The following is a 12446-nucleotide window of genomic DNA, read 5'->3' as shown; positions in this document are numbered from 1 at the left end:
CCCATGGGCTTTCTCGATATCACCAACGTTACCAAATCCTACGGCAATGTCGAAGTTCTGCACAAAGTGGACGTCGAAGTTCAGGAGGGTGAGTTCCTTGTGCTTGTTGGCCCGTCGGGCTGTGGCAAATCCACCCTGCTCAATATGATTGCAGGGCTGGAGGACATCACCTCGGGCGATATTTCGATCAATGGGCGCGTCGTCAGCGGCGTGCACCCGTCCAAGCGTAACATCGCCATGGTGTTCCAGTCCTACGCGCTCTACCCCAACATGACCGTGGGCCAGAACATGACCTTTGGTCTGGAAATGCACGGTGTTCCAAAACCCGAACGGGAAAAGGCGCTAGCAGATGTGTCCAAGCTGTTGCAGATCGAACAGCTCTTGGATCGTAAACCCGGCCAGCTTTCGGGTGGTCAGCGCCAGCGGGTTGCCATGGGCCGCGCGCTTGTGCGGGACCCAGACGTGTTCCTGTTTGACGAACCACTCTCAAACCTCGACGCCAAACTGCGCGTCGACATGCGCACCGAGATCAAGAAACTGCATGAGCAGCTTAAAACCACTGTGGTCTATGTGACCCACGACCAGATCGAGGCGCTGACGCTTTCAACCCGGATCGCCGTGATGAATGGCGGCTATATTCAACAGTTGGGCACGCCGCGTGAAATCTATGACACGCCCGCCAATATTTTTGTGGCGACATTCATGGGCTCGCCTGCGATGAACATCGTTCCGGCCAAGATCAAGGTCGACAATGGCGTGGTCTTTGCCGAACTGACCGACGCTGAGGGGCAACCCAAACTGCTGCGCACGGTTCAGTCTAATCTGGCAGCTTGGGATGGCCGCGAGATCCTGTTGGGTATTCGCCCAGAGGCAATTACCGACCCGGACGGTGCAGATCGCAAATCGACCCATCTGGAACGTCTCGACAACCGCATAACAGTAACGGAACCAGCAGGGTCTGACACGTTTGTCACCATGACATTGGGCGGGCGTGATGTGATCGGGCGAATGCGTGCAGACGCAGATGCTGCCGCCGGGCAGATGTTCGAATTTGCAATTAATATGGAAAAAGCGGTCGCCTTTGATCCGCAAACCGAAGACCGTATCCGCCCGGACTAATCAAATGGTGCGTGCAAGGGTGCCTTGTGTAACGCCAAGTGGACCCAAAAGAAACTCCGGCCTTGTGCCGGAGTTTTTTATTGCAACCGCAACACCCCTTGCCTCCACCAATCCTCTGCGCTTAGGCTGGGTGAAACACCAGTAGGAGTTTCCCATTGCAGTCAGTCATTTACACGCCCGTCCACTTCGTGCGCATCTTTTTTCTGACCCTCACATTGGTGGCCTCATTGGTCACCAATGCATTGGCCTCTGACGCATTGATGGCCAGTGCCTCAGACGTCAATGTGCCACTTGCAGATATCGAGGTTATGGTCGTGCCTTTGACTGTCGAAGAGCTCACGTCACTTGCTGACATCTGGCAGGGGCATCAGGCGTCAGCAATGGAACTCTATGTGACCGAAAACCTTAAGCTGCGAACGCTCTCCGGGGCAGCGGCAGATGCGGTGCGTAACCAGATCGCTCAAAATGCCGAACGCGGTGTGGCCATCCGCGATAATTATCAGGCGGTTTTGCGGGCATGGGCCGCCAAAGGGGGCGTTGCCGAAGATATTGCCAAACATCAGGATTATATCAATGCGCTGTCGGTTGCGGCGCTGAAATCCTCCGACACCCAAACCCTGGTGTCCATCGCAATGGATTGGGTTTTCTCGCGTGATGGTGGATTGGGGCTGCTGATACAGATCGCAGTCTTTTTTGTGGCGCTGTTGGTCCTGATCGCGCTGGCCCGCTTTGTGCGCCGCATGGCGGAGCGGGGCCTACTTAAATTGCCGTCGGTCTCAAAACTGCTGCGCGGTTTCATCCTGACCGTGGTCTATTGGATTACCATCGTACTGGGCCTGATGATTGCCCTGGGCATCGCCGGTGTGAATGTCACACCTTTGTTTGCTGTCTTTGGCGGGCTGAGTTTTATCCTGGGTTTCGCGCTACAGGACACGCTGGGCAATCTGGCAAGCGGGTTGATGATCATGGTGCTCAAACCGTTTGATACAGGCGACTACATTGAAATCGCCGGAACCGGTGGTGTCGTCGATAGCATGTCCGTTGTCTCGACTCAGATCCGGACATTCGACAATCAGATCATCGTTGTGCCCAACTCAAAAATCTGGGGCGACGTGATCACCAATGTCTCAGCCGCCGACACGCGACGCGTCGATATGGTGTTCGGCATCGCCTATTCCGACAGCGCACCCCAAGCCATCGAGGTGCTCAAAAAGGTGGTCGCCGCCGATCCCCGTTGCCTCCAAGATCCACCACCCGAGATTTTTGTCGGAGAGTTGGGTGATAGCTCTGTAAACGTGTTCTGCCGCCCATGGGCCGCAACCGAGGATTACTGGGACGTCTATTGGGGCATCACCGGCGTGGTCAAAGAAACCTTCGACGCCGAGGGTATCTCGATCCCATTCCCACAGAGGGATGTGCATCTGATCAAAGAGTGATTTCCCTGACGGATAGAGCGCTGTTTTTTCTTTAATGACACATTGACCCGTGGCATTTGACGGGCAACTCACTGCGGCAATGAGAACATCATGTCTTCAAATACTCCTACCCTTCATCTCGTTTGTGGCAAGATAGCAGCGGGCAAATCCACGCTAACCAAGCAGCTTGGGCAAGCGCCGGAAACGATTGTCATCAGCGAAGACGCTTGGCTCAGCGCTCTTTATGGTGACCAAATGAAAACCTTACGTGACTACGTTCTATATGCCGCCAAACTTCGCGGGATTATGGGCCCACACGTGGTGTCTTTGTTAACCCGAGGTCTTTCGGTGGTGCTCGACTTTCAAGCAAACACGGTACAGGCGCGCACGTGGATGCGTGATCTGCTAAACCAGACCAATGCCGATCACATCCTGCATTATCTCGACACGCCTGATGGTGTCTGTATCGCGCGAATGCACGCCCGCAATTCATCTGGTGAACACCCTTTCACTGTGACCGAAGCAGAGTTTCATCAGGTAAACAAATACTTTGCCCCACCAACCCCCCAAGAAGGTTTCATGGTAAAGCGCCACGTACCGCCGGAAACCGCTTAGGCAACTTTACACACTCCGCCATAGCCTTTAGCACTCTCCTACAATATCCAAAGGAGACGCCTTTCATGTCCAACCGCTCCATGACCATCGCTGGCCGCAAAATTGGCCCCGATCATCCGCCGCTTGTCATTGCCGAGATCGGCATAAACCACGGCGGTGATCTGGAGGTGGCCAAGGAAATGGTGCGCCGTGCCGCCGGGTCCGGGTGTGAGATGATCAAACACCAGACGCATTTTGTCGAAGACGAGATGACAGACGAGGCCAAGCAGATCTTTCCGCCCAATGCGGACGTATCGATCTGGGACGTGATGGCGCAATGCGCGCTCTCAGCAGAGGATGAGCTGGAGCTCAAGCGTTATACCGAAGAGTTGGGCATGATCTTCATCTCCACACCGTTTTCGCGCAAAGCGGCGGATTTCCTGAACGAGGCAGATGTGCCCGCGTTCAAGATCGGCTCTGGCGAGGCCGACAACCTGCCCCTGATCCGCCATATCGCGCGCATGGGCAAGCCGGTGATCATGTCGACCGGTATGCAGACCATCGACACCATGCGCCGTTCGGTCGCCATTCTGGATGAGGCTGGTGTGGATTATGCGCTACTGGAATGCACCAACCTCTACCCCTCACCACCCGAGATTGTCTCGTTGCGCGGTGTCACGGACCTGAAAGAGGCCTTTCCAAACGCCTTTGTCGGTTTTTCCGACCACTCGATTGGCCCGGAAATGGCACTGGCCTCGGTGGCGCTTGGGGCCTGCATTCTGGAACGCCACTATACCGACACGCGTTATCGCAAGGGGCCGGATATCATCAACTCGATGGACCCGTCTGAACTGCGCCACCTGATCGAACGGTCTCGTGAAATCTGGATCGCCGCCAACAACCCCAAACAACGCACCGAGGCCGAAGAGCCGGTCTATGCCTTTGCCCGCGCCTCTGTGGTGGCCGATGCGGACCTGCCCGCCGGCCACGTAATCACCGAAGCCGACATCTGGGCCCGCCGCCCCGGTTCGGGCGAAATTCCGGGGTATGAGTTTGACACCGTGGTCGGAAAGACGCTGAAAACCGCGGTGACCCGGAACCAACAACTCAAGTGGTCGGATCTGGCGGGTTAACACTACGTCATTTCGTCCACAGATATAAATGAGACATCGACATGATAATATCTGAAGAGTACGGCTTTATCTTTGTGCATATCCCCAAGACCGCAGGATTGTCTGTAACAGACGCTTTTGGAAAATATGGCCGTCCCAAAAACCGCAGCGTCTTGAGGTCCTTGTCTCGACGTTTACCATTCAGAGAAAAACCTGCGCAGGCACATTTCCGAGAACATGAAACAGCCTCGAAAATGATAGCAAAACTTGGTAGACCAGTTTTTGACTCTTTCTGCAGTTTTTCGGTGGTTCGCAATCCATTCTTGCACGCTGTCTCGCACTACGAGTACATGAAGCAGTTCAGAATTGCGTCCACTGCAAAAAAAGTGGGTCAGATGTCCTTTGTGGAGTACTTAGAAAACAGAACAAAGCAGCCCTTTTGGAACCAGACGATCTTTTCGAGACTGCCTGATCAGACGTATTTTCTGACTGATGACACTGGTGCGGTGGCTGTTGATCATCTGATAAAGTTTGAATCGCTTAACTCTGAGTTAGAACAACTAAGCCAGAGTCTTAAACTTCCTGAATTCAAACTCCAGCACGTCAATAAGACAAAGTCGCAAAAGAAATCTCTCGACAGTTATTACGACGAACAAGCCTATAATTTGGTGCGTCAGATTTATCGCCGGGACTTTGACCTAATCGGTTACTCTGAAAATCTTCCTGAAAGCCTCTAAATTGGATCACGATATCCGTTATCCAGCCAATACTTCCGAACCCACGATATGGCGCCCCTACCGTACCGGGGAAATCGTGCCCAGCTTGACCTGTCTGAACGGACCACGTCAATCGGGCGCGGATCTCCGTGGAACGCTACGATCTTGGTGCCATCATCGGGAAGACGTGGAGGCAAAATCCGATCGACTAAGACTGGTCTGCGAAGATGGCGCTTGAAACTGATTACCCATTCAGCCGCCCAGGGTTTCCAGCTTGATACATGTGCCTCTATAAAGCGCTGCTCGAGCTTGAACTCATGGAACGCCCCCATAGGGTCTTCTCGAAAATTCGCAGCAATTTGCGGTTGAGACCCGAGAGTAAAGCTAAACACACCGCTGGCCAAGGTTGGGTTGGGGTTCGGATTGCCACGGCGCCAGTCCACCCCCCCCCCAATCGAAACAAAATCACCTGGAACCTCAAAAAAGGGTGCCAAATCATCCAGGACAACCGAGTCCAAATCAATAAAAAGCGCGCGCCCCCTCAATCCGTACAGATCGTCTACGAACACAGACAGCTTAGGCCAGGCTCCTGAAGCCCAGTGTTCCGCTTGATAACCAAGATCCGGAATTGGGAAGACTTCGATCCCTTCTTCGTAACCTTCCGTGTCATTTGCCAAACATACAAACCTGAAATCTTGTTGCAAGTTTGCGCGGCACGCCGAATGCAGCACGTTCACGTAACTTGCAGGATAGAGTGACCCCCACTTCATGCACAGAACAACCAGCGGCTCGCATTTCATTGCACTCTTCCTTTGTGTTTGTGCGCGGTTTTAGTTATACCGCCCTCCCGTGTCTACAGCCACCGGCACTGCTTGAGAACTAATGTGAGATACGGTAGTGTCGAAGGGCTGTAATCAAGCAGCCAACGCACCCATATTAATACCCAGTTTGGCAAAAACCAGAGACGTTAAGATGCTGAAATACATAAAACAAATACAAAAGAAAAGAAGCATTAAACGGCTGTCTCAGGAAGACGCCGAACAGACGTTCACAAGGTACTACAAACGCAACAAATGGGGCGACAAAGACAGCGCATCTGGCAAAGGATCCAACTTGGAGCAAACTGCCACGCTACGTCAAGAACTGCCAGGATTTCTCGAAGAACTCGGTGTAACAACGCTGCTAGATGCGCCATGTGGCGATTTCTTTTGGATGTCAAAGCTTGACCTTGGCCAAATCACCTACATTGGTGGTGATATCGTGCCTGACCTAGTCAAGGCAAACAACGAGCGTTTTGGCACAAAAGGGCGAGAGTTCCGCGTGATGAACCTGATGGAAACGCAACTGCCTAAAGTTGATTTAATTTTCTGCCGCGATTGTTTGGTACACCTTTGTTTTTCTGACATCGCCGCTGCGATTAAAAATATCAAAGCGAGTGGCTCAACGTGGCTGTTGACGACGACCTTTCCCGAAGTACCGAACAATGATGACATTCTAACGGGTCAATGGCGTCGGCTTGATATGTGCAAACCACCATTCAATTTTCCGGCCCCTGACAAGGTCATAGATGAGAAGCTAACAGCAGAGGGAACGCGCAACACGGATAAGTCGATGGGGCTCTGGCGTATTGCGGACTTACCGGAACTGGATTTACCGAACTAACTGAGAAACGCGCTTTGATTTCAGTTCAAAAGGCCAAATCCCTGCTAAACTCGCCCTGCTGCTTCCCAATTTTGCGATCACACACGTCGCAGCGCCAGGACTGCGTTCAGGCCACCAAAAGCAAATGCGTTGGAAAGTGCCACTTCGACATCGGCCTCGCGCGCTTCGTTAGGTACGACGTCTAACGCGCATTCCGGGTCTGGTTCCTCATAGCCGATTGTAGGCGCTATCACACCGTCGCGTACCGCCATAATGCAGGCCAACAGCTCTACCGCACCGGTGCCGCCAATCAAATGCCCATGCATTGATTTGGTCGAAGACATCATCAGACTGTCGGCATGCGGCCCAAAAACATCCGCAACGGCGCTGCACTCGGTCTTGTCATTGGCGGCCGTGCCGGTGCCGTGTGCGTTGATATAGCCCACGTCTTCTCGGTTCAGACGCGCATCGGCCAACGCCCCGGCTATGGCCCGCGCCGCGCCCTGTTTGGAGGGCATCACGATATCCGCTGCGTCCGAGCTCATCGCGAACCCAGAGATTTCCGCCAAAATCTCGGCACCGCGTGCCTTGGCGTGTTCCATCTCTTCGAACACAAACACACCCGCGCCTTCGCCCTGCACCATGCCATTGCGATTGGCGGAAAACGGGCGACAGGCGTCCTTGGACATCACACGCAGTCCCTCCCATGCTTTGACACCGCCAAAGCACAACATGGATTCCGTGCCACCCGTGACCATTGCCGTCGCCATGCCCGTGCGCACCATCTGGAACGCTTGCGCCATCGCGTGATTAGAGCTGGCGCAGGCCGACGCCACAGTAAAGCTTGGCCCCTTAAGGTTAAACTCCATGCTGACATGGCTGGCAGCAGCATTGTTCATCAACTTGGGCACAACAAACGGGTGAACCCGGTTCTTGCCGTCCTCATAAACCGTGCGATAATTCTCATCCAGCGTCTGCATGCCGCCGCCGGAATTGCCCAGCACGACACCGGATTTTGCCGCCAGTTCGCCCGAAAACTCCAGCCCCGCCTGCGCCATCGCCTCGCGCGCGGCAACCAGCGTGAATTGCGTAAAGCGATCGAACAACGCCATCTGCTGGCGATTAAACAGCGCTTCAGCCTCAAAGTTCTTTACCTGCGCGCCAATCTTGACGGCAAGCCGATCCACATCGCGCAGATCCAGTTCTCCGATACCACAACGCCCCTCACGCATGGCGGCCAGCGTGTCGGGCACGTTCTGCCCCAGCGCGTTGATGGTTCCCGCCCCGGTAATGACGACCCGTTTCATGAATTCATGTCCGTTCAGGCTTGCTCGGCGATCAGCTTTTCGATCCCGGCGATAATGGTCGCAACGGATGAAATGTCAAAATCGCTCTGAGTGGGTTCATTGGCGTTGAAAGGCACCGAGATGTCAAAGGCTTCTTCTATGGCAAAGATACTCTCGACCAACCCAAGGCTGTCGATGCCCAACTCTTCCAAAGTGCTATCCAGTGTGACGTCAGAAGGCTCCAGCACGGCTTGTTCCGCGATGATCTCAATAACCTTGTCTTTGACGCTCATGTGATCGTCCTTTCCCGTGATCCGTGGCTTGATTTAGTCATTGGATCCGTCTTTGGAAACAGATTTTTGACGGTTTTTAAGCTGTGCTAACGTTCGAGGCAATCTGCGCAGCGCTTTGTACATATCCAGATGGGTGTCCATCTTGACCGCCGGGTATCCTAATACGACCTGCCCAGCAGGAACTTTGCTCAGAATTTTTGCGCCGCCCCCGGCGATGACATTATCTCCGATCGTCGTGTTGTCCGTCACGCCAACCTGCCCGCCCATTACCACGTTATTCCCGATCTTGGTTGATCCGGCTATGCCGACCATTCCCGCAAACAGACAATCTGTGCCTATGGTCACGTTGTGGGCAACATGGCATTGGTTGTCGATCTTGGTTCCACTGCCCACTACCGTATCGCGGATGGTGCCATAGTCGATACAGGTGTTGGCGCCAATCTCGACATCGTCGCCGATTGTGACCGCACCCAGTGAATGAATGCGGGTCCAACTTTGTGAAACAAGCTCGCCTTGATCGCCAAGCGATTCCCGCGCCTTTTCCACGCCAGACGCCTCGGGCGTGACAAAAGACATACCGTCCGCCCCAATTCGCGCGCCGGGTTGTGAAATGAACCGCGCGCCAATGGTGACACGCGCCCCAATGGACACGTGATCCCTCAGAAACGCGTCCGGTCCGACACTGGCTTCCATGCCGATATGACAATATGGGCCAATCACGCTATTGGCTCCAACGCGCGCGCGTGGACCAACAACCACAAACGGACCAAGTGCAACGTTTTCACCCAGTTCGGCGGTGTCGTCTATGATTGCGGTTGGGTGAATACCCTGCGCAAACCCCTGCCCCGGGTCCATCATCCTGGTCAGCGCAGCCATGGCATAACGCCCGCGCGGCGCAATAATCGCTGCCTTTAGGCCAAGTGTTTGCCAATCGGCCCCGGGCCACAAAAGCGCGACGCGCGCAGACCCTTTTGCAAGGCCGTCGGCAAATTTGGGATTGGTCAAAAGCGCCAGATCATCTTCGGTGGCCGAGGCTGGCTCGGCCACTTTTTCGATCAACAATTCAGTGTCGCCTAAAGCCTCGGCATTCAAAGCCGCCGCGATCTGCCCAACAGTATGTGCCATGCGCTTCCCGAATGTTGTTTCGGGGCGTGTTTAGCCCTGATAGGCGCGCAGCACCACCCCTTCATTGGCCATCGCATCCCAGATCTTGGCGTCGCGCCCATAGACATCGCGACGGTACTGAACCGGGCCTTTGGCTTCGGTAAAGGCGGTGCGGTACGTAATGTGAACCGGAATGTTCACTTCCAGATCAACCTTGGTCTCACGCCCCGTTTTCAGGCGGGAATGAAAATAATCTTTTGGGTTGTCGACCTGTTTGGCCAACAGCTCATAGGCAAACTCAAACGGCTGTTGCAGGCGAATACAGCCGTGGCTATACGCGCGCACTTCGCGCGAAAACAGCGCCTTTTGCGGTGTATCATGCAGATAGATATTATGGCGATTGGGGAACATGAACTTCACCAACCCCAGCGCATTACGGTTGCCGGGCGACTGTTTCATATCAAATGGAAAGGTGCGCGCACTGTATTGCGCAAAATTCACATTGGCCCGGTTGACCGTGCGTCCGCGGGAATCCACCAGCCGCAGATAGCTGACCGCATTGGGGTTGCGCTTGAGCTGCGGCAAGTATTCTTTTGTCGCAATCGAACGTGGTACGTTCCACGTTGGATTGATGACCATATGTTCCATTACGTCCGAAAACTCGGGGCTGCGGCGATCACTCTGGTCCTTGCCAACAACAGACCGAGTGCGGAATGTCATCTTGCCATCGTCGTAAATCTTGGCCGAAAAATCGGTCAGGTTCACAAGGATCTCGCGCCCTTCAAGGCTGCGATCCAACCAGCGTTCCCGCTCCATTGCCACCATGATCGACTTAAGCCGGTGCTCTGGCGTCCGATTGATTTCCTGCACGGTTCCCTTGCCCGCAACGCCATCAACCTCCAGGCCGTTGGTTCTCTGAAACGCCTCTACCGCTTGTTCCAGTGCCCGGTCATAGGTGGCCGTCGCGCTGCGCTGCATGAAACCCATGCTGATCAGGCGGTTGCGCATCGCCACGACCCGTTGGCCACGATCGCCGGGTTCCAACTTGCCCGCAGGCACCTTTTCGCCCCAACCTCCGCTCGCAATCAGCCGCTCAAGCCGCAGTTTTTCCTTCATCAGACGGACATATTCGATGGTCATGGGGGGCAAGCTGCGCACATATCCACGCGGATCGGCACTTGCCGTGAATTCCTGCATCATGATCTTGCGATCTTTGCGGGGAATTTCCCGCACAATATCACTGTCGATTGTCTTGGGGATCAGCATCCCGCTTGATACATCGCGTCCGTATTCCAAAAACGCTTTGGTCAGCGCCACTTCGACTTTGCCCAAATCACGCGCCGAGCGCGCATTCGCCATCATCGACACAAGCCCATCGGCATCATAACGTGCAGCTGGGAGCGCATGGTCATCCACCCGCGCCAGCGCCTCAGTCAGCGCCTTGCGTCGTGCGCGGTCCATGTCACCGGGACCGGTCCACACCGGTTCATACCCGTTTTCGCGATAGAACGCCGCCACATCCGCATCCCGCGCTGCGGATTCGGCAACGGCCTGCTTGAACGCCGTAAATGCATGGGCAGTGCCAGACGATAAAGTCAGCACAACAGCAAGCACCACAGACATCATGAGGCGCGCGTTGTAACGAAACGGATGATACATATGAATTTTCCTAAACAAGGACGAACCGGTAGCCCGTATTTTCAAAGCCATGGCAAAGGCTGTCCAATCACAAATTCTCTATCGAATAACTCGGTTGGCCACTGTTGCACAGGGACCGCGCAAGAACAAAGTTGACCCAGCGGCACCTGCTGTCGGCGGAACTATGTCGTCAATCTTCTCACATTAAGCAAATATTTGCCTAAATGGGTTGAAATGCTTTGCAAGTACAAAAACAGAGCTTGGTTGACGAATCTATGTATGCAATAAAATGCCCACATCTGGGGATGTTGACACAACCACGTAACATCCACGTAACATCGTGGTGGCAGGTAGCGACGGGACAGGCGCTGAAACTATGACGCATGACAGCTCTTTGAGCATGACACGGCGCGGCCTATTGGCCGCATTTGCAGCAACCACAGTTGCAGCCGCACCAACCTTCTCCAATGCAGCAGGGTTCCTTCGCGGTGGTGGTGATATCCGCCGCATTCGCATGTATTCGGGCCGCACAGGCGAACGCCTCGACACGATTTATTGGGTTGAGGGAAAATACATCAAGGACGCGGTCAAGGAAATCAACGCATTTATGCGCGATTGGCGCACGAACGACGCTATTTCGATCGACACCCGAACAATCGACATTATGGCCGCCGCGCATAACCTGATGGATGTGAACGAGCCCTATATGTTGTTGTCCGGCTATCGCAGCCCGGCGACCAACGCCATGTTGCGCTCGCGCTCGCGTGGGGTCGCAAAAAATTCTCTGCACATGAAGGGCCAGGCGGCCGATTTGCGCGTCTCGTCTCGCTCGGTAGGCCAGATCGCTCGCGCTGCTGCTTCCTGTCGCGCAGGTGGTGTTGGCCGCTATTCAGGTTCAAATTTTGTGCATATGGATTGCGGTCCAGTCCGCACCTGGGGGCGCTGAAAAGCCGCCATTCTAACGCAAAACGAACGGTTCCACGTAGTAGCGCCCAAAGCAATCCTTGGGCGCTTTTGCTATTATACACCAATAATTATTTGCTATGCGGAGAGCGTCGTCTCACATCGGAACTTTAGAAAAGTTACCCCGTCAAAGGCAACCTCGCCAACGCGCCGCGCCCATAGCCGCGCCAATGCCCCAAGGTGTGTTCGCGATGGCGGTAGCAGAAACGTTACATATGGGATGCGCTCATCTGCGATTGCGAATTTGATTGCCCGCCGCGCGATACGCACGCCCAGCCCAAAGGCATCGGGTCTCAGAACCAGCCCAAAATCCCATTCGTCCCCCTCTTTCTGAAACCCACCCCAACCGACATATTGACCATTGTTCAAAATCGCCCAATGCCCAAGCCCATCCTCAGCCCAGCACGCTTCCTTTTGCGCGACAAAGCTCTCAACAGTCGCCGCGTCCCATCGCCCTGTCAAAAGCGGCATGTGCTCCGCCACCCGCGGGTCAGACATATGTGCCAGTATCTCAGCCGGATCGATGTCAGCCAGCCGCCCAAATTCAATTTTATGTACCAACAAG

General features: G+C 54.5%; 13 protein-coding genes. 7 read left to right on the top strand and 6 right to left on the bottom strand.

The window, feature by feature from the left end:
* Positions 1-3 precede the first annotated feature (3 nt).
* The 5 genes from CLV88_RS11440 to CLV88_RS11420 all read left to right on the top strand — a co-directional run bounded on the left by CLV88_RS11440 (position 4) and on the right by CLV88_RS11420 (position 4977).
* Positions 4-1119, top strand: a complete 1116-nt coding sequence (locus tag CLV88_RS11440; protein WP_106608536.1) for an ABC transporter ATP-binding protein — start codon at positions 4-6, stop codon at positions 1117-1119.
* Between the two features lie 155 nt (positions 1120-1274).
* The gene (locus CLV88_RS11435) at positions 1275-2555 is read left to right on the top strand and encodes a mechanosensitive ion channel family protein (RefSeq protein WP_243403643.1); all 1281 of its coding nucleotides are present in this window, start codon (positions 1275-1277) and stop codon (positions 2553-2555) included.
* Between the two features lie 90 nt (positions 2556-2645).
* The gene (locus CLV88_RS11430) at positions 2646-3149 is read left to right on the top strand and encodes a P-loop nucleotide/nucleoside kinase family protein (protein ID WP_106608535.1); all 504 of its coding nucleotides are present in this window, start codon (positions 2646-2648) and stop codon (positions 3147-3149) included.
* Between the two features lie 65 nt (positions 3150-3214).
* Positions 3215-4261 (top strand): N-acetylneuraminate synthase family protein, encoded by a 1047-nt coding sequence (locus CLV88_RS11425; RefSeq protein WP_243403642.1) that lies wholly within the window; start codon positions 3215-3217, stop codon positions 4259-4261.
* A 41-nt stretch (positions 4262-4302) separates the two neighbouring features.
* Positions 4303-4977 carry a sulfotransferase family 2 domain-containing protein gene (locus CLV88_RS11420; RefSeq protein ID WP_106608534.1) on the top strand — a complete coding sequence of 225 codons (675 nt, stop codon included), beginning with the start codon at positions 4303-4305 and terminating at the stop codon, positions 4975-4977.
* On the opposite strand, the gene CLV88_RS11415 is transcribed toward CLV88_RS11420, so the two are convergent.
* Positions 4974-5756 carry a hypothetical protein gene (locus CLV88_RS11415; RefSeq protein WP_106608533.1) on the bottom strand — a complete coding sequence of 261 codons (783 nt, stop codon included), beginning with the start codon at positions 5754-5756 and terminating at the stop codon, positions 4974-4976. The genes CLV88_RS11420 and CLV88_RS11415 overlap by 4 nt on opposite strands.
* 172 nt (positions 5757-5928) lie before the next feature.
* Here CLV88_RS11415 and CLV88_RS11410 point away from each other — a divergent pair, with 172 nt between their 5' ends.
* Positions 5929-6618, top strand: coding sequence for a class I SAM-dependent methyltransferase (locus CLV88_RS11410; RefSeq protein WP_106608532.1), 690 nt, complete (start codon positions 5929-5931; stop codon positions 6616-6618).
* 77 nt (positions 6619-6695) lie between these two features.
* Here the strand turns inward: CLV88_RS11410 and CLV88_RS11405 are convergent, their stop codons facing one another.
* The 4 genes from CLV88_RS11405 to CLV88_RS11390 are packed head-to-tail and all read right to left on the bottom strand — an operon-like array spanning position 6696 to position 10939.
* Positions 6696-7904: a beta-ketoacyl-[acyl-carrier-protein] synthase family protein gene (locus CLV88_RS11405; RefSeq protein ID WP_106608531.1), complete on the bottom strand. Its 1209-nt coding sequence runs from the start codon at positions 7902-7904 to the stop codon at positions 6696-6698.
* A 14-nt stretch (positions 7905-7918) separates the two neighbouring features.
* Positions 7919-8176, bottom strand: a complete 258-nt coding sequence (locus CLV88_RS11400) for an acyl carrier protein (RefSeq protein ID WP_106608530.1) — start codon at positions 8174-8176, stop codon at positions 7919-7921.
* A 33-nt stretch (positions 8177-8209) separates the two neighbouring features.
* Positions 8210-9301 carry a UDP-3-O-(3-hydroxymyristoyl)glucosamine N-acyltransferase gene (gene lpxD / locus CLV88_RS11395; RefSeq protein WP_106608529.1) on the bottom strand — a complete coding sequence of 364 codons (1092 nt, stop codon included), beginning with the start codon at positions 9299-9301 and terminating at the stop codon, positions 8210-8212.
* Positions 9302-9331: 30 nt separating this feature from the next.
* Positions 9332-10939 (bottom strand): L,D-transpeptidase family protein, encoded by a 1608-nt coding sequence (locus tag CLV88_RS11390; RefSeq protein WP_243403641.1) that lies wholly within the window; start codon positions 10937-10939, stop codon positions 9332-9334.
* A 355-nt stretch (positions 10940-11294) separates the two neighbouring features.
* On the opposite strand from CLV88_RS11390, the gene mepK reads away from it, so the two are divergent.
* A complete protein-coding gene (mepK, locus tag CLV88_RS11385) occupies positions 11295-11864 on the top strand; it encodes a peptidoglycan L,D-endopeptidase MepK (RefSeq protein ID WP_106608528.1) in 570 nt (189 codons plus the stop codon).
* 95 nt (positions 11865-11959) lie between these two features.
* On the opposite strand, the gene CLV88_RS11380 is transcribed toward mepK, so the two are convergent.
* Positions 11960-12442, bottom strand: a complete 483-nt coding sequence (locus CLV88_RS11380; RefSeq protein ID WP_106608668.1) for a GNAT family N-acetyltransferase — start codon at positions 12440-12442, stop codon at positions 11960-11962.
* Between the last annotated feature and the right edge of the window lie 4 nt (positions 12443-12446).

The organism is Shimia abyssi (assembly GCF_003014475.1).
In the GTDB taxonomy this organism is placed as follows: Bacteria; Pseudomonadota; Alphaproteobacteria; order Rhodobacterales; family Rhodobacteraceae; genus Shimia; species Shimia abyssi.
This window is presented reverse-complemented; position numbering and strand designations above follow the sequence as displayed.

What these genes read in the sequence shown, in the direction of transcription:
- CLV88_RS11440 (WP_106608536.1), top strand. Translation starts at nt 4, where the DNA reads ATGGGCTTTCTCGATATCACCAACGTTACCAAATCCTACGGCAATGTC.
- lpxD (WP_106608529.1), bottom strand. Translation starts at nt 9,301, where the DNA reads ATGGCACATACTGTTGGGCAGATCGCGGCGGCTTTGAATGCCGAGGCT.
- CLV88_RS11430 (WP_106608535.1), top strand. Translation starts at nt 2,646, where the DNA reads ATGTCTTCAAATACTCCTACCCTTCATCTCGTTTGTGGCAAGATAGCA.
- CLV88_RS11410 (WP_106608532.1), top strand. Translation starts at nt 5,929, where the DNA reads ATGCTGAAATACATAAAACAAATACAAAAGAAAAGAAGCATTAAACGG.
- CLV88_RS11420 (WP_106608534.1), top strand. Translation starts at nt 4,303, where the DNA reads ATGATAATATCTGAAGAGTACGGCTTTATCTTTGTGCATATCCCCAAG.
- mepK (WP_106608528.1), top strand. Translation starts at nt 11,295, where the DNA reads ATGACGCATGACAGCTCTTTGAGCATGACACGGCGCGGCCTATTGGCC.
- CLV88_RS11415 (WP_106608533.1), bottom strand. Translation starts at nt 5,756, where the DNA reads ATGAAATGCGAGCCGCTGGTTGTTCTGTGCATGAAGTGGGGGTCACTC.
- CLV88_RS11400 (WP_106608530.1), bottom strand. Translation starts at nt 8,176, where the DNA reads ATGAGCGTCAAAGACAAGGTTATTGAGATCATCGCGGAACAAGCCGTG.
- CLV88_RS11405 (WP_106608531.1), bottom strand. Translation starts at nt 7,904, where the DNA reads ATGAAACGGGTCGTCATTACCGGGGCGGGAACCATCAACGCGCTGGGG.
- CLV88_RS11390 (WP_243403641.1), bottom strand. Translation starts at nt 10,939, where the DNA reads ATGTATCATCCGTTTCGTTACAACGCGCGCCTCATGATGTCTGTGGTG.
- CLV88_RS11425 (WP_243403642.1), top strand. Translation starts at nt 3,215, where the DNA reads ATGTCCAACCGCTCCATGACCATCGCTGGCCGCAAAATTGGCCCCGAT.